Source organism: Ruminococcoides intestinale (assembly GCF_040095935.1).
In the GTDB taxonomy this organism is placed as follows: Bacteria; Bacillota; Clostridia; order Oscillospirales; family Acutalibacteraceae; genus Ruminococcoides; species Ruminococcoides intestinale.
Genome location: NZ_JBBMFQ010000002.1, coordinates 168604 through 185595 on the forward strand (window position 1 = coordinate 168604; position 16992 = coordinate 185595).

19 protein-coding genes are annotated in these 16992 nt (G+C 42.2%); 10 read left to right on the forward strand and 9 right to left on the reverse strand.

Annotated elements, in window-relative coordinates:
* The 3 genes from WMO31_RS04520 to lexA form a co-directional block, all read right to left on the reverse strand.
* A complete protein-coding gene (locus tag WMO31_RS04520) occupies positions 1-885 on the reverse strand; it encodes a HindIII family type II restriction endonuclease (RefSeq protein WP_367999288.1) in 885 nt (294 codons plus the stop codon).
* Positions 886-1071: 186 nt separating this feature from the next.
* On the reverse strand, positions 1072-1308 hold the full coding sequence (locus WMO31_RS04525) for a hypothetical protein (RefSeq protein WP_296665815.1): 237 nt from the start codon (positions 1306-1308) through the stop codon (positions 1072-1074).
* A gap of 36 nt (positions 1309-1344) precedes the next feature.
* Positions 1345-1935 carry a transcriptional repressor LexA gene (lexA, locus tag WMO31_RS04530; protein ID WP_118128484.1) on the reverse strand — a complete coding sequence of 197 codons (591 nt, stop codon included), beginning with the start codon at positions 1933-1935 and terminating at the stop codon, positions 1345-1347.
* A 702-nt stretch (positions 1936-2637) separates the two neighbouring features.
* On the opposite strand from lexA, the gene fic reads away from it, so the two are divergent.
* Entirely contained in the window at positions 2638-3240 is a 603-nt protein-coding gene (fic, locus tag WMO31_RS04535; RefSeq protein ID WP_367999289.1) for a protein adenylyltransferase Fic, read from the forward strand.
* 381 nt (positions 3241-3621) lie between these two features.
* Here fic and WMO31_RS04540 read toward each other — a convergent pair whose 3' ends face one another.
* A complete protein-coding gene (locus tag WMO31_RS04540) occupies positions 3622-3897 on the reverse strand; it encodes a hypothetical protein (protein ID WP_015523061.1) in 276 nt (91 codons plus the stop codon).
* A 140-nt stretch (positions 3898-4037) separates the two neighbouring features.
* Here WMO31_RS04540 and hrcA point away from each other — a divergent pair, with 140 nt between their 5' ends.
* The 5 genes from hrcA to prmA all read left to right on the forward strand — a co-directional run bounded on the left by hrcA (position 4038) and on the right by prmA (position 10060).
* Positions 4038-5141, forward strand: coding sequence for a heat-inducible transcriptional repressor HrcA (gene hrcA / locus WMO31_RS04545; RefSeq protein WP_295182339.1), 1104 nt, complete (start codon positions 4038-4040; stop codon positions 5139-5141).
* A 29-nt stretch (positions 5142-5170) separates the two neighbouring features.
* Positions 5171-5728, forward strand: a complete 558-nt coding sequence (locus WMO31_RS04550; RefSeq protein ID WP_367999290.1) for a nucleotide exchange factor GrpE — start codon at positions 5171-5173, stop codon at positions 5726-5728.
* Positions 5729-5799: 71 nt separating this feature from the next.
* Entirely contained in the window at positions 5800-7656 is a 1857-nt protein-coding gene (gene dnaK, locus WMO31_RS04555) for a molecular chaperone DnaK (protein ID WP_367999291.1), read from the forward strand.
* Positions 7657-7778: 122 nt separating this feature from the next.
* Positions 7779-8921 carry a molecular chaperone DnaJ gene (gene dnaJ, locus WMO31_RS04560; RefSeq protein ID WP_015523065.1) on the forward strand — a complete coding sequence of 381 codons (1143 nt, stop codon included), beginning with the start codon at positions 7779-7781 and terminating at the stop codon, positions 8919-8921.
* Positions 8922-9124: 203 nt separating this feature from the next.
* On the forward strand, positions 9125-10060 hold the full coding sequence (prmA, locus tag WMO31_RS04565) for a 50S ribosomal protein L11 methyltransferase (RefSeq protein ID WP_367999292.1): 936 nt from the start codon (positions 9125-9127) through the stop codon (positions 10058-10060).
* Positions 10061-10303: 243 nt separating this feature from the next.
* Here the strand turns inward: prmA and WMO31_RS04570 are convergent, their stop codons facing one another.
* The 4 genes from WMO31_RS04570 to WMO31_RS04585 form a co-directional block, all read right to left on the reverse strand.
* The gene (locus WMO31_RS04570; RefSeq protein ID WP_367999293.1) at positions 10304-10639 is read right to left on the reverse strand and encodes a leucine-rich repeat protein; all 336 of its coding nucleotides are present in this window, start codon (positions 10637-10639) and stop codon (positions 10304-10306) included.
* 4 nt (positions 10640-10643) lie between these two features.
* Positions 10644-11468, reverse strand: coding sequence for a P-loop NTPase (locus tag WMO31_RS04575; protein WP_367999294.1), 825 nt, complete (start codon positions 11466-11468; stop codon positions 10644-10646).
* Between the two features lie 47 nt (positions 11469-11515).
* A complete protein-coding gene (locus WMO31_RS04580) occupies positions 11516-12343 on the reverse strand; it encodes a hypothetical protein (protein WP_367999295.1) in 828 nt (275 codons plus the stop codon).
* A 212-nt stretch (positions 12344-12555) separates the two neighbouring features.
* Complete coding sequence (locus WMO31_RS04585; RefSeq protein ID WP_367999296.1) at positions 12556-13143, reverse strand: hypothetical protein; 588 nt, start codon at positions 13141-13143, stop codon at positions 12556-12558.
* A gap of 253 nt (positions 13144-13396) precedes the next feature.
* Here WMO31_RS04585 and WMO31_RS04590 point away from each other — a divergent pair, with 253 nt between their 5' ends.
* The 4 genes from WMO31_RS04590 to WMO31_RS04605 are packed head-to-tail and all read left to right on the forward strand — an operon-like array spanning position 13397 to position 16095.
* On the forward strand, positions 13397-13816 hold the full coding sequence (locus WMO31_RS04590; RefSeq protein ID WP_242956370.1) for a helix-turn-helix domain-containing protein: 420 nt from the start codon (positions 13397-13399) through the stop codon (positions 13814-13816).
* A 42-nt stretch (positions 13817-13858) separates the two neighbouring features.
* Entirely contained in the window at positions 13859-14587 is a 729-nt protein-coding gene (locus WMO31_RS04595; protein WP_295228475.1) for an ABC transporter ATP-binding protein, read from the forward strand.
* Positions 14587-15333, forward strand: coding sequence for an ABC transporter permease (locus tag WMO31_RS04600; protein ID WP_367999297.1), 747 nt, complete (start codon positions 14587-14589; stop codon positions 15331-15333). Before WMO31_RS04595 ends, WMO31_RS04600 begins: the two co-directional genes overlap by 1 nt.
* A gap of 3 nt (positions 15334-15336) precedes the next feature.
* Complete coding sequence (locus tag WMO31_RS04605) at positions 15337-16095, forward strand: heparan-alpha-glucosaminide N-acetyltransferase domain-containing protein (RefSeq protein WP_296060758.1); 759 nt, start codon at positions 15337-15339, stop codon at positions 16093-16095.
* 68 nt (positions 16096-16163) lie between these two features.
* Here the strand turns inward: WMO31_RS04605 and WMO31_RS04610 are convergent, their stop codons facing one another.
* The gene (locus WMO31_RS04610) at positions 16164-16868 is read right to left on the reverse strand and encodes a YoaK family protein (protein ID WP_367999298.1); all 705 of its coding nucleotides are present in this window, start codon (positions 16866-16868) and stop codon (positions 16164-16166) included.
* Between the last annotated feature and the right edge of the window lie 124 nt (positions 16869-16992).

The following is a 16992-nucleotide window of genomic DNA, read 5'->3' on the forward strand; positions in this document are numbered from 1 at the left end:
TCACCTGCTCAATTTATCTAAATATAATGTAATTACATTTATTTTTTCTTGCAATTTTTTTGATTTAATTAATTCATCAATGGCTTGTTCTTTTGTATATTTTTTGATTTCAGCAATACAATTATTCCAATATTTTATTTCATCTTTTCCTCTATCTATAATGAATTCTTTATATTTAGACAGTATCTTGTCATAGCCGGATTTTGAAATCCCTGATTTCTTTGCGACATACATATCCATTTTTGGCAAAAAGCATTTTTTAGCATTTGCAAAACATAGGGATTTGTCTCTAGCAATCATAGAAGAAGCATCCCATAAAGATTCTAATTTGAAAGAGGTTGTTTCTTTTACATTCCGTTCAAGCATAATTGATATGTGTTCCCATGATAGTAAACAAACATTATTATCAAGTGCATTTGAATAGATTTGGCTTGTTGATTGAGGATACTGAAAGTAAGGTGCTACTAAAACGGCATATTCATTTTCAGAACCTCTCCAGTTACTTAGATTGCTTATCTTAAAATCTTTTTGATTTTTTGCAGTTCTACTTAAGCGAAAACATTTAGCATCAGCGACTAAACTATAGTTATATCCTGAAATACTTTCGGCTAAGATATCTGCACTATCAGCTCGTTCGTCTAACGCTTTTGATGCTAAACCAAGCATTCTAAAACATCGGGCTAAAACTATGTCCGATGTTTTAGAATACAATTTTTCCTCAGTGGAGTCATGCGGGATATTTTCTGGTATGATTCCTATTTGCTTAACTATTGCTTTAAATTCATCATCAGGTATTTGATTTATAAATTCTTGTATTTCAATGGTTGCCTGTTTAAATTCACCGTCAGAAAGTGTTTTTATTTTATTTATAAGTTGTTCAAACATATTGAAACCACCTTGTGTTTATAACATTGTTAAAAAAATTATTGAAAGTAAGTTAATCCTTTGCCATTATTATATTCTATAAATTCAATAATATCAATCTTTTTTGAGACTAATTGCATTCATAAAAAATATAACAAAAATGGAAAAACACAGCTGAAAATGTTTCCTGATTGACTTTATATTGATTTAGGCACTCAGTCTATACAGCTTGCAATCGCCGATTTCTATAGCTCTTTCGAGGGTGTCGGTAAAATGTGTGACTTCTTCGGGAATGTCGCAGTAGAGGTACTGCTCGTTCACGGCAAAATCCTCCGCCTCTCTCGACTGAACACACACTTCATACATTCCGTTCGGGTGCTTATAGACCTCGTAACGAAACATTCTGTCATCTGTGTACATATCGTAAATCACATAGTCACGCATTTTATCACTTCCTCTCAAAGCTGTATGCTAATCCTTTTACTCAAAATATCTTACAAGCGAGATCACCTTGCCGAGCAAAGCGACTTCGTCAACTATAATCGGTTCAAAATTGTCGTTTTCAGGCTGAAGTCTGAAGTGACCGTTTTCCTTGTAAAAACGCTTTACGGTCGCCTCGTCACCGACAAGCGCAACAACGATTTCGCCGTTCTCCGCAACAGGTGTGCGGTGAACAATTAAAATATCGTCAGGGAAAATGCCTGCGTTAATCATACTTTCGCCCTGAACACGCAGAGCAAAAAGCTCTCTGCCCCTTTTTAAGCTGTCGGGAACAGGCACATAACATTCAATATTCTCAACGGCAAGAATCGGATAACCTGCCGCAACTCTGCCCAAAACGGGAACATCGGTGTTTTTCTCCATGCCGTTAATCTGAATACAACGGTTCACGCCGTGTTCTCGTGAAATAAGACCTTTTTCTTCAAGTGCCTTGAGGTGGTGGTGAACGGTTGATGTTGAACTCAGTCCCGTTTCTTCGCAGATTTCACGAACTGACGGAACTCTGCCCTCGCCTGCACATTCTTTTAGATAATCGAAAATTTTCTGTTGGCTTTTGCTTAAAGGTTTCATATCGCAACGCCCCTTGTTTGTAATTACAGTATGATTGTACCATATATTTTCGGAAAAATCAAACATTTGTTTTATATTTTTAAAAAAATTTTTTATTTCGTCGAATAAATAAAGAAATTATTTGAGTTTTGATTGATTAACAGAAAAAACAGATGCTTTTCATTCCGATTTCAAAAAGGGTTCACACAGTTTTCATATTTGCATTGTTTAATATAAGCGTACTCAAAAAGACGGAACCGCATCCGTCAGAGTATAATTGTTCTACCCTCCTCAATGCGAGTCTGAACAAAGACTCGTAATTGTACCCCTCATTTTTTAAAGAACATAAGAAAGCACCGGGTCGCCGCAAGCCCGGTGCTTTCGTCGTTTAAGGACAAATTAATTGCAACACTGCAGCGGTGAACAATTACAAAGCCACGCTCGGGCATAATAGTTTTTAATATTGCAAACTATCTGCACGAACTAAAATAAACACGAACCGAACAATTGCAATGCCACGCTCGGGCATAATAGTTTTTTAAATATTGCAAACTATCTGCACGAACTAAAATAAACACGAACCTGACAATTACAAAGTCACGCTCGGGCATAATAGTTTTTAATATTGCAAACTATCTACACGAACTAAAATAAACATAAACTAAAAAATTGAATTATCATCTGCACTATGATACAATATATATAGTAAAGTGAGGTGCTTGTATGCTTGAGAACAAACTCGGATTGACTTCTTCTGCGGAGCTTGCTCGTGAAGAGGAGCGAATCAGTAAGAAAAAGGCGGCAATGCTTTTTGAAAATCACATTCTTGACAACCTTGAAAGCGGAAAGTTTTCAACATTACAGACAATCCACAAGTACCTTTTTGATGAAATCTACGATTTTGCGGGAAAGTTGAGAACCGTAAACATTGCAAAGGGCAATTTCAGATTTGCACCTTTGATGTACATTGAATCAGCTTTGAAAAATATTGATGAAATGCCGCAGAGCAATTTTGATGAGATTATAGAAAAGTATGTCGAAATGAACATTGCGCACCCATTCAGAGAGGGCAACGGTCGCAGTGCACGAATCTGGCTTGGCCATATGTTGAAAACGGAAATCGGCAAGGTTATCGACTGGAGCAAGGTTGACAAGGAAGATTATCTGCTTGCAATGGAGCGCAGTCCCATACGGGATATCGAGATAAAATATGTTCTGAAAAACGCATTGACCGATGAAATTGACAGCCGTGAGATGTACATGAAAGGCATTGACCACAGCTATTATTATGAGGGCTACACAGCGTTTAAAGCGGACGAACTTTAGTAAAATTGAAAGTTGAAAATTTAAAATGGAAAATTATGGTCGGGTAGCAAGTTTGCAAAATGCAAAACATTGTTGCCCGACTTTTTTAGTTTATATGGGAGTAAATGTTTGATTGTAGCGGCGAACGAGGTTCGCCACTACAGAATAACGGTAACTTTGTTTTATTTATATAATTTGATTTAACATAAATATTGTGCCGTTAGTGGCGGGCGTCCAATGAACGCCCCTACAGAATTGTGCAAACAGTTACAATGCCACGCTCGGGCATAATTGGTTTTTAAACATTGCAAACTATCTACACGAACGAAAAAATATGAACATAAAAATAATGGACAGCAGAAATAAAATCTGCTGTCCGATTTGTTTTTTATACATATATAGTTATTTTCTTTTTCTTATAAACCAATATATCAAACCAAGCGCAACGAGGAAACCGCCGAGGATGCAACGGAAGATGATATTAAGCGTACCCTCAAACATTGGGTAGCCTGCAAAGGTTCGCAGTCCGTACCATACGGTCATGAAGATAAAAAACACAGCCATTAAAACTGCAAGCAAGCCCTGATGTTCGTGGCGATATTTGATTCCTACGATAATCATTAATATTGCAAGAGCCGCCCAAAGCCATACATACATATTCTGAAGAAATTCGCCCATAAAATTCACCCTTAAACATTACTGATAAGTAGATTATAGAGTATCCTCGGCACAATGTCAAACCGTGTTATGTGAAGATTTTCTGAAAACGAAAAATTTTTTCAAAAACGCTTGACTTTTACTGACTTTGGTATTATATTATGAGTATAGCAATTAGCACTCACCTATTGAGAGTGCTAAAACAGCAAAAACCGACACGAAATGAGGTGAACGGTATGGAGCTGGCTGAAAGAAAAAAGAAAATATTATCGGCAGTAATCGAAAGCTATATCAACACAGGCGAGCCGATTGGTTCAAAAGCGTTGATTAACGAAACGGGACTTGAGGTTTCATCGGCAACGGTGCGAAATGACCTTGCAGACCTTACAAATAAAGGCTACTTGGTTCAGCCGCACACCTCGGCAGGACGAATTCCAACGCTGCAGGGCTACAGATACTACATCGACAATTTGATGAAAATTACCCCCGTAACCCAAGGCGGACGGGAATATGTTGAATCCGAGCTTTACAAAAGCGCAGATTCCCCCGAGAGTATTCTCAAAGAGGCAAGCGGTGTTATTTCAAGGCTGACAGGCTGCACGGCGGTAACAACAACACCTTCGGGTGAGGAAAGCAGAATCCACAGAATAAGATTTGTTCAGACGGGTTCGCACACGGCAATGGCTGTTGTGATTGCCTCAAACGGAATCATAAAAACAAAGCTGTTTCGTTGCGATTTCCTTTTGAATCCCGAACTTTTGACCGTGTTTGACAAGGCATTTAACGAAATCTTTTCGGGAATGAAGCTTTCATCGGTCAACCGACCGTTCATACAGACAGCGGCGGCAAGGCTCGGTGAACTTTCGATGTTTACCCCGGGAGTGCTTGTGGCAATTATGGAGGCTTGTGAAACGGCAAAGGAAGTCAGCGTTTATCTCAGCGGTGTGACAAAGCCGTTGTTTATGTCCGATGTCAATTTTCTTAACGCACGAAATGTTATGGAGTTTTTGAACAACAGACACGACCTTGCGGAAATGCTTGAAAATCTTCCGCTTGACACCTCCGTCAGCATAGGCGGCGAAAACAGCAGAACAGAGCTTGCAGGGAGTGCGGTAATCTCCACACGATACCGACTTGACGGCAATCCGTCAGGTGTGCTTGCGGTGATAGCACCCGTGAGAACGGACTACGCAAGAGCAATTTCAATTCTTGAATGTGTGTCCGAAAGCGTTAGCACTCTTATTGATGAGCTGATAGAAATATGATAAATAAAAATCCTTGAAGGAGGATAAAGATGACTAAGAAAAAATCCGAGAAAACCGAAGAGAAAAAGGTTTCCGAAGAAACAGTCGCAGAAGAAACCGAGACTGAAAATACCGAAGAGCCTGCAAAGAATGAAAATGCGGATAAAATCAAGGCTCTTGAAGATGAGCTTTCGGCACAGAAGGATAAGTATATGCGACTTGCCGCCGAGTACGACAATTACCGTAAAAGAACGGCAAACGAAAAGCTTTCAATCTATGACGATGCAACTTCAAAGGCTTGTATCGAGCTTCTTCCCGTTGCAGACAGCGTAACGCTTGCTCTTGCTAATCTGAAAGACGCCGATCCCGATATCATCAAGGGTATTGAGCTTATTTCAAATCAGCTTGCAGAGAGCTTTGAAAAGCTAAAGATTGAGTCCTACGGCAAAGCAGGCGATGCATTCGATCCGAACTTGCACAATGCGGTTTCAAAGATTGAGGACGAAAACCTCGGTGCCGACACAATCGCAGCCGTTTATCAGACGGGTTACAAAATCGGTGACAAAATTATCCGTCACGCAATGGTACAGGTTGCCAACTGTGACTGATTTCATATATAAATATTCAGCAGAAAACACACAAACAAAAACAATTAAAAATTCAATTGGAGGAATTTATCATGGCTAAGACAATAGGTATAGATTTAGGTACAACAAACTCATGCGTAGCAGTTATCGAAGGCGGCGAGCCTGTAGTTATCGCTAACGCAGAAGGCGCAAGAACAACTCCGTCTGTTGTTGCTTTTTCAAAAGACGGTGAAAGAATGGTCGGTCAGGTTGCCAAGCGTCAGGCTATCACAAACCCTGACAGAACAGTTGCATCAATCAAGAGAGAAATGGGTACTGCTCACAAGGTAACAATTGACGGCAAGAGCTACACTCCGCAGGAGATTTCAGCAATGATTCTTCAGAAGCTTAAGTCAGATGCAGAGGCTTACCTCGGTGAAACAGTTACACAGGCAGTTATCACAGTTCCTGCATACTTCACAGACGCACAGCGTCAGGCTACAAAGGATGCCGGTAAGATTGCAGGTCTTGATGTTAAGAGAATCATCAACGAGCCTACAGCAGCCGCTCTTTCATACGGTGTAGATAAAGAAAAAGACCAGAAGGTTATGGTATATGACCTCGGCGGTGGTACATTCGATGTATCTATCATCGAAATGGGCGACGGTGTTCAGGAAGTTCTTGCAACAGCAGGTAACAACCGTCTCGGCGGTGATGACTTCGATAAGAGAATCATCGACTGGATGGTTGCATCATTCAAGACAGAAACAGGCATTGACCTTTCACAGGATAAGGTTGCAATGCAGAGATTAAAAGAGGCTGCCGAGAAGTCAAAGATTGAACTTTCAGGTGTTACAACTTCTAACATCAACCTCCCGTTTATCACAGCAGACCAGACAGGTCCTAAGCACCTTGACCTTACTCTTACAAGAGCAAAGTTTGACGAACTCACATCAGACCTCGTAGAAGCTACAATGGGTCCTGTAAGATCGGCTCTTCAGGATTCAGGTCTTCAGATCGGTCAGATTGACAAGGTTCTTATGGTTGGCGGTTCTTCCAGAATCCCTGCTGTTCAGGACGCTGTTAAGAAGCTCATCGGCAAAGAGCCGTTCAAGGGCATCAACCCTGATGAATGTGTTGCTATCGGCGCAGCTATTCAGGCAGGCGTACTCGGCGGTGAAGTTGAAGGACTTCTCCTCCTCGATGTAACTCCGCTTTCACTCGGTGTTGAAACAATGGGCGGTGTTATGACAAAGATTATCGACAGAAACACAACAATCCCAACAAAGAAGAGCCAGATTTTCTCAACTGCCGCTGATAATCAGACACAGGTTGAAATCAATGTTCTTCAGGGTGAGCGTGAATTTGCCCGTGACAACAAGCAGCTCGGTCTTTTCGCTCTCACAGGCATTGCTCCTGCAATGCGTGGTATTCCGCAGATTGAAGTAACATTTGATATTGATGCCAACGGTATCGTTAATGTATCTGCAAAAGACCTCGGTACAGGCAAAGAGCAGAAGATTACAATCAGTAACTCAACTTCAATGAGCAAGGAAGATATCGACAAGGCTGTTAAGGAAGCTGAACAGTTTGCCGCAGAGGACAAAAAGCGCCGTGAGGCAGTTGACGCTAAGAACGAGGCTGAAAACATTGTTTATCAGGCAGAAAAGCTCGTCAGCGAAAGCGGTGACAAGATTCCTGAGGATGACAAGAACGCAATCAACACAAAGGTTGCAGCTCTTAAAGAGGCTGTCTCAAAGGACGATGCCGCACTCATCGGCACAGCTAAGGAAGACCTCCAGAAGACTCTTAACGATGCTGCCGCTAAGCTTTATCAGCAGGCTGCTCCGCAGGGCGGTGCTCCCGATATGAACGGTGCTCAGCCAAACGGCGGTAATCCTACAGGCAACAACGGCGGAGATCCTAATGTATATGACGCTGATTTCACCGATGTTGACGATAACAAGTAATTTATGTTAGAATAACATATAGTCAAAGGAGCTGTTATATGGCGGCTCCTTTTGGCTGTATAAGACGATAACCGGCTTGCAATATTGCGTGATTTCGGTATTTTGACAAAGGTGAGAGTAATATGGCAGACAAAAGAGACTACTACGAGGTGCTTGGCGTTCAAAAGGGCGCAAGCGACGATGAAATAAAAAAGGCATACAGAGCCTGTGCCAAAAAATATCACCCGGATTTGCATCCCGGCGATAAAGAATGCGAGGAAAAATTCAAGGAAGTAAACGAGGCTTATGAGGTTCTTTCCGATTCCGATAAAAAGGCTCGTTACGACCAGTTCGGTCATGCGGGTGTTGATCCCAACTACGGTGCAGGTGCAGGCGGAGCAGGAAGTCCGTTCGGTCAGGGTATTGATATTGACGATATCTTCTCCAGCTTTTTCGGCGGATTCGGCGGCAGACGCTCCAACAATGCAAATGCTCCTATGCGTGGCAGTGATATTGAAACTACGGTTTACATTTCATTTGAAGAGGCGGCAAAGGGTTGCAAGCAGACAATCAACTATTCATGCGTAACAACCTGTGATGCCTGCCACGGAACAGGCGCTCAGCCCGGCACAAGCCCCAAGACCTGTTCGTCATGCGGCGGTTCGGGCAGGGTAACAATCAACCAGAGAACGCCTTTCGGTGTTGTCCAGACTCAGCGTACCTGTGATGCCTGTCACGGCAGAGGCAAGATTGTTGACAATCCATGCAAAAAGTGCGGCGGTTCGGGCAAACAGCGCAGAAACAAGACTGTTGATGTAACGATTCCGGCAGGTATCAAGGATCAGCAGATTCTTAATGTAAGCGGCAGAGGTAACTCAGGTACAAACGGCGGTCCTGCAGGCGACCTTCATGTTTATGTAAATGTTCGTCCGCATCCTGTTTTTGAACGCAGAGGTGACGATGTGTGGTGCGAAGTTCCGATAACCTTTACACAGGCGGCTCTCGGAGCAGATGTTGTCGTTCCTACTCTTGACGGCAAGGTTTCCTACACGGTTCGTGAGGGTACACAGCCGGGTGATGTTTTCAGACTCAAGGGCAAGGGTATTCAGCGACTCGGCGGCAGAGGCAGAGGCGACCAGTATGTAAGAGTTACCGTTGAAGTTCCGAAGAATCTTAACGGTAAGCAGAAAGAGCTTATCAAACAGCTTGACGGCGCAACAGGCGACAAGAACTACGCAAAACGCAGAAACTTCTTTGATAAAATCAAGAAGATGTTCAACGAGTAACACAGAATAAATAAGATTTGTGGGGCATTTGTCCCCACAAATTTTTTATACGGCGTGTCGCCGTTCCCAATTCGAGCAGATAATTTGTTGTGCAAAAAACATATTATGTCCGAGTGTACAATTGTGATTGTCTGAACAATTTATCCGCCACTACATTACAAACAAAAATATCGGCATAAAATGCCCGTGAATCAGAGGTTAAAATGGAATCCTGGACAGAAATAAAAATATCCGTTGACGCAAAGGATATTGACAGAGCAAGTGATATTGCAAATGTCGTAGTTCCCTACGGCATCTATATTGAAGATTACACAAACCTTGAGCAAGAGGTTGAGGACATTGCCCATATTGACCTTATTGACGAGGATTTGCTTGCAAAGGACAGAAACAAGGCTTTTGTTCACATTTATCTTGAACCCGATGTTTCGCCGTCAGAGGCGGTTGCATTCCTTTCGGAACGCTACAATGCGGAGGGTATAAAGCATTCAATTGAACTTCTTGACTGTCTTGAAGAGGATTGGAGAAACAACTGGAAGAAATATTTCAACCCGATTGAAGTCGGTGAAAAACTTCTTATCCGTCCGAGCTGGCGAGATGATTACGATGCCGGCAACCGCAAAGTTCTCAACATTGATCCGGGCCTTGCGTTCGGCACGGGCGGTCATGAAACCACAAGGCTTTGCCTTGAAATGTGCGAAAAGTACCTTAAAGAGGGCGATTCTGTTCTTGATGTGGGTTGCGGCAGCGGTATTCTCAGTATTGCAACATTGCTTTTGGGTGCAGATCGTGCCGTCGGTGTTGACATTGACGAAACTGCGGTGAGAACTGCGGCGGAAAACGCAGAAATTAACAGCGTTGCTGACCGCTTTACAGCTATCTGCGGCAGCTTTACCGACAAGGTTGAGGGCAAGTATGACATTGTTCTTGCCAATATTGTTGCCGATGCGATTATGTTTCTCTCAAAGGGCATTAAGGACTTTATGAAGGACGATGCCGTTTACATTATGAGCGGTATCATCGACACTCGTGCCGAGGAAGTTAAGGCATCCGTAAGTCAGTATTTTGACATCATCGAAGAACATCTTGACAACGGATGGGCTTGTTTTGCCGCACGGCGTGCCGCCGTTCCCCGTTCGTGAAGATAGTTTTTGATTAGGGTTAGGGTTAAGACCTTCCGAGCGGAACTTTTTTAAATTGAAAATGGAAAATTGAAAATTGAAAATTATGGTCGGGCAGCAGGTTTGCATAATGCAAAACATTGTTGCCCGACCGTTTTCTTTATATGGCAGTTATTGTTTATTAGAACACGGTTCTCCCCTACAAAAACAAAACAGCTTTCCGAACTCAAAATCGGAAAGCTGTTTTTAATTTACATTAACTTTTTACTTGATTATCTCATATGACAAATTGTTTTCTTTTGCATATGCTTCGGCGGCTGAACCTTTTTTGCAATACATTTTAAAGCCCTTGAGCGGAACACTGTCATAATTGTCAGCAACATCCATACCAAGACCGCAATTATCCATTTCCTTTACGGAATCGGGAACCGTAACACTTTTAAGGTTTGGCATAGATGTGAACGCATCGCTTTCAAGAACCTTTACACCGTCGGAAATTTTAAACTCGTATATATTGTCATTGAAACTAAATGCAAACGAATCCACAACCTTAACGGTTTTCGGGATAACCACTTTAACCTTAAAAGCAAAATATTGCAAATGCTTATTTACTAAGTTCTTTTTCGATTATTTCTGCCGCTTCGTCAAGATAGTTTCCTTCAAAAAATTCAATCTTTCCCTCGTCAACACATTTTGCAAGTTCGGGATCAATCGGAAGCTTTGCAAGCACCTGTGTGTCATATTCCTTTGCAACTTCCTCAATGTGGCTGTCACCGAAGATGCTGTGTTTCTTTCCGCAATCGGGACACATGAACCAGCTCATATTTTCAACAAGACCTAAAATCGGCACATTCATCATCCTTGCCATTTTAACGGCCTTTTGAACTATCATTGAAACCAGCTCCTGCGGTGACGCAACAATAACAATTCCGTCAATCGGCAGGCTTTGAAATACCGTAAGCGGAACATCGCCTGTTCCGGGAGGCATATCAACAAACATATAGTCAACATTTTCCCAGATTACATCTTTCCAAAACTGCTTTACCGTGCCTGTGATAACCGGCGAACGCCACACCACGGGATCGGTTTCATGTTCAAGAAGAAGGTTTACGGAAATCATCTTGATTCCCGTTTCGGTAACAACGGGGAAAATTCCCTCATCGTTGCCTCTGCATCTCTCATGTACTCCGAATGCCTTTGGAATTGACGGACCTGTGATATCTGCGTCAAGAATAGCCGTGCTTTTACCGAGTCTGTTAAATGTTACTGCGAGCATTGAGGTTACAAGACTCTTGCCTACTCCGCCCTTGCCCGACACAACGCCGATTACCTTTTTTACACTGCTGTATTTATTAAGTTCTTCGTGCAAATTCTGTTCCTTGCTTTTGCAATCCGAAGAACAGCTTGAACAATCGTGGGTGCAACCCATTTAAAACATCTCCAATTTCATAAATTCATTTTATCAAAAGAAAACAATCAGTTTTCTTCAACATACGGTTCATCGCCGCCGTTCTCGTATGACTGTGTCGGCTGAGTGTCATCCGAAGTCTGTGACGATTCGGTAACACTGATATCACTGCTCTGCTGCGGCTCTGTTTCAGGCTGATACTCTGTCTGCGGTTCAGTTTGAACAGGAGCTTCTGTTTCAGGCTGATATTCAGTCGGCGGTTCATATGTCGGTTCTTCCGTGTAAACGGGAACATAGTTGTCATCGCCGTATTCCGTTGTAGGCTGTACCGTTGTCACCTGTTCCGTTGACGGTGATGTGGAAGCCTTGTTATCATTTTTCTGTGAACTGCATTGTGTGAATGCAAAAACAATGGCAACAATAAGGCAGATTACCGCCGCAATTGTTAAGATAACCGCCACATTACGGCTTGTTCTCTTTTTCTTTTTAACAACCTTTTTACGCTTTGGGTGTATCGTTGATTTTGTGTAGTAGTTACCAATATCGTCAGATGAAAGGTCATACTGAAAATCCTTTGTAGCCTTTGACACCTGCTCCCCTGTCTGAGAATCAAAATTGTCGCCATAGTCGGGAGTCTGTGTGCGGTCATCTCTTTCCGACGGCATTTTTACGGGAGTTTCCATATCGTCCTCAAAGTCGATTTCCGGCATCTGAACGGCGTCTTCGTCATAATCGCCGACAAATTTTACATCATTGTCAAAGTTATCGCCGTAATCCTCCTGAATATCGGAAGATCTTTCGGGGGCGTTGTTTCTTCTTGCAGGAAACGCAACCTCGTCATCAAAGTTGTCAGGCTCATAATCCTTGTTTCTATTATATTTATTGTTATCGTCCATTATGTAATTCTCCTTTGAAAGAAAAATTTTGAAACAGAAAAATACGGTGCATTTATTCTGCACACCCCGTACCAAAATAATAAATCAGCCGTGACAATTTGTCAACTGAATATTAGCACTGTTAAGTTTAAAAGCATAATTTTTGCCATATACAAAAAGTACCCGCACAAGCCGTGCAGGTACTCGTCGATTTAAGAAAAATCAGCAGTGAATCAAGCGTTTTCACCGTTATCGGTTTCGTCTGTTGATTCGCCTTCATCCTCGGAAAGTTCCTCTGTTTCAACCTCTTCGGATTCTTCAAATGCAGTATCTTCTGCGTTTTCGTCATCTGCAAGATCAGCCTCAATGCCTCCCTGAACAGGGTTGCCTGATTCTTCTTCAACAGCCTCATCATCGGCAACTTCAAAACCGCTGAGGAATGAGTAAGGAATTCCGTAACCGAGTGCGATACTTGCAAGCGTTACAATAACGCTTAATCCCGAGCCGTTTGCATTTGAAAATACATCATAAAGCGGAAGTCCCGGAGCAAGGGAAGCAACGATTATGTAGAGTGACGGGAGCACCATTACAATAAGTGTAACGAGCGAAAAACGCTTTACCGCCTTGCCGTCACCGACACGGGTTGCATAGAACATCAAAAGACCGAACACAGCATACACAAGAATCGGAATGATTGAACCGAGTGGCTGTGAAAGGGCTGATGCGTACTGTGAGAAGAAGTGTGCGCAAACGATAAATGCGATGATCAGAAATGCAGAGAAAAACAGATTGATTGTATCTCTTTTAGTAGGTTTTTTCATAATATGTCCTCCGTACATACGATATTGGTTTAAGTTTAACATTGAAATGTGACAGTTTTGTGAACAAACAATGATATGTACATTAGAATAATGTAAACAAGGCGTAAAAAACGCAACCGCCTTTTGTTTGACAAAATTCGTAAGGGAGTTTATCATAAATCATAAAGGGATTATGCAACTGATTTTTACATAAAGTGTAAAATCAGGTTGGTAGAAATTGCGTTACATATGAAATATACTTAACTCAGGAGGTATGAAAAGTATGATTGGTATGAATTTGAAGTATCTTCGGAAAAAGTACGGATATTCACAGGAGGACCTTGCGGAGAGGCTTGAGGTGTCAAGACAGTCTGTTGCAAAGTGGGAAAACGAGGAATCTCTTCCCGATGTTGAAAAATGCGTGACGATGGCGCAGATTTTTGAAACTACGGTAGAAATGCTTCTTGTGTGTCCTTTTTACGAGGAAGAATCTGACGCACTTACTCCCGACGGTGACGGAAAGTACATTTTCGGCATTGTTAAGGTCAGCGAAAGAGGACAGATTACACTCCCTAAACACGCAAGAAAGGTGTTCGGAATTGAGGCAGGTGACAGACTTCTGGTTCTCGGTGACGAGAAAAAAGGTATGGCACTTGCAAAAATAAAAAATCCCTTTGATAAGTTAATGAAGTAAAATTTGACTTAAATCCATTTTATCCTGAATTGAGGAGAAAATATGTACGCAATAAAAACAGAAAAACTTACAAAAAAATATAAGGAAAAAACGGCTGTATCAAACCTTGATCTTAAAATCAACGAGGGCGAAATGTACGGCTTGCTCGGAGTCAACGGTGCAGGAAAAACAACAACAATGAAAATGCTCACAACGCTTATTATGCCGACATCGGGTGAGGCAGAGCTTCTCGGTCACAGCATAAAAACCGACAGAGCAGCGGTAAAACAGATTATCGGAATTTCACCGCAGGAAAGTGCGGCGGCAATGAACCTTACCGCAAGAGAAAATCTTGAACTCATGGCAGAGGTTTACGGCTTTTCAAAGAAAGTTGCAAAAGCCAAAGCAAGCGAGCTTATCGAACGCTTTTCCATGCGGGAATTTGAAAACCGCAAGGCTAAAAAGCTGTCGGGCGGTGAGGTCAGAAGATTGAGCATTGCAATGGCACTTATCTCAGAACCGAAAATTCTCTTTCTTGACGAACCCACGCTCGGACTTGATGTAATTGCAAGACACAGCCTTTGGGTTGAGATTGAAAAGCTCAAGGGTAAAATCACCGTTATCCTCACAACGCACTATCTCGAAGAGGCTGTTGCACTCTGCGACAGAATCGGTATTATGGCTCACGGTAAATTTGTGGCTGAGGGTACTTCCGATGAGCTTGTTGCCCTTTCGGGCGAAAAAGATTTTGAGTCGGCTTTTGTAAAGCTGACAAACGGAGGTGCGTTGTAATGAGATTGACTGCGTTTGCTTCACGAAATACAAAGGAAATTCTCCGTGATCCGCTGACATTCTGTTTCGGACTCGGATTTCCCGTTGTACTTCTTCTTTTGTTGTCGGCAATAAATTCGGCAATCCCCGAACAGGCTCAGATGACAATGTTCAACATCGACAAGCTGACGCCCGGTATTACGGTTTTCGGAATGAGCTTTATCTCGCTGTTCTCGTCAATGCTCATTGCAAAGGACAGAACTACAAGCTTTATGATGAGATTATTCACATCTCCGCTCAAAGCACACGAGTTTATTATCGGATACACACTTCCGCTTTTGCCAATGGCAATTTTGCAGAGTGCCGTATGCGTTGTTGTTGCGTTCTTCCTCGGACTTGAGGTCAGCGTGAACATTTTGCTTATGCTTGCGGTAAACATTCCGATTGCAATTGTGTTTATCTCGCTCGGACTTCTGCTCGGCACACTTCTGAATGAAAAGGCTGTCGGCGGAATCTGCGGTGCATTGCTCACAAACCTTTCGGCATGGTTTTCAAACATTTGGTTCGATACCGCAATGGTCGGCGGTTGGTTCAAAAACCTTGCAAACGCACTTCCGTTTGCCCATGCCGTAAACGCTGCAAGAGATGCAATTTCGGGCAACTATTTGGACATTATGCCCGAACTTATCCCTGTCTGCGGATATGCGGTTGTGTTGCTTGTTCTGGCTGTGGTCGTCTTTTCCGTTATGATGAAAAGGAATAAATAATTGATGAATCCAAACGGTAAAGCCTTGTTAAAAGAAAACAAAAGATATTATCTTCTCGACTCTCTGCGTGGAATTTCAACCGTCAGTATGGTTGCGTTTCACTTATGCTACGATATTTTTATGATGTACGGACTTAACACAAGCTGGTACTTTTATCCCATGACAGCGGTCTGGGAACGCAGTATCTGTGTAGTGTTCATACTGCTTTCGGGAATGTGCCTTAACTTTTCGGGAAACGGCATAAAAAGAGGTGTTCTTTTGAATCTTGCGGGTTTTGCCGTTACCTGCGTTACTGTGATTGCCGAACCAAATCAGGCGGTATGGTTTGGTGTACTGAATCTGATAGGCTGTTCAATGATGATTGTTTCCGTTCTGTCGGATAACCTCAAAAAAATAAGCCCCCTGTCGGGAGCGTTGATTTCACTTTTGTTGTATGCGGTTTCGTATGATTTGCAAAAAGGCTGTGTCGGATTTTTCGGGCTGGATATCGTAAAATTGCCCGATTTTCTCTATTCGTGCAAGTACCTTGCATTTCTGGGATTCCCCTCGTCCGACTTTGTGTCGGCAGACTATTTCCCGATTATTCCGTGGATTTTCCTTTTTACGGCAGGCTTTTATCTTTGGAATTTCATCGCACAAAAAAATCTTGCAAAATATTTTGAATTCAAAATCCCGCTGTTTGACAAAATCGGCAAATACAGCCTGTGGATTTATCTTGCCCACCAGCCTGTTATTATGGGTGTTTTGATGTTGATAATGTGACTTTGCCGATTGAAAGTTATAAACAAAAAAATAATGTCGGAGGTGTACCGCCGACATTATTTTTTATTTTAAATTGTTTCCGATTGTGCTGCTAAGCCTTCGGATGTTGCAAAAGATTCTTTTCTGTCGAACACTCCGCAGAGCCACATATATGAAACTGTTGAAAGGGCAATGCTTACCAAACCGAACCAGATGCTGTTCACACCGATAAAAACGCTCGGAACGCAGGCAAGGACAACACCTATATGATAGCTTGCAAGCGTAAGCCAATAAAATTTAGCCTTTTTCTGCATATCTTTGTCCTTGTCAATAATACCCGTGAATGTTGAAACCGTTGCAACACGAAGGTTGTTTGTCGAGAAAATCGGAGATGTAACATAACTTCCGGCTGTTCTGAATGAATTCCACAAAACAGGAGTTACGAACAGAATCGGCAGAATTGCAAGGTAGTTGTTTGAAATATTCGGGAAAATTCCGATAATCAGAAGTGCGACCGCACTTGCAATAAGGCTGACGGTTTTGGTTTCAAGCTTAATAAAACGGTCGGCAATTACAAAGAAAACATTGCCGAGAATATATGTAAGGAGAGCGATGACGATAAACACAACGCCCTCAAAATCACCCGTAAAAATTTTGCTGACAAGGTGAATCATATTTGCTGTCTGTGCGTTACCGAACACATCACAGTGATTGTAAATTGCATATCCGCCCATAAATCCGCCCAGAGAGCTGACTGCAAAATGCAGAATATGCTGTTTTTGTTCTCTTGTCATTTTAAAGACTTCCTTTTTCGCCATAAAACGTGTAATTGTTTAACATAATTATACACCTGCAATTCTGATTTTGCTATTATCCCCCAATGGAATTATACTCCGTTTTGCAATAAAAATTAAGCCA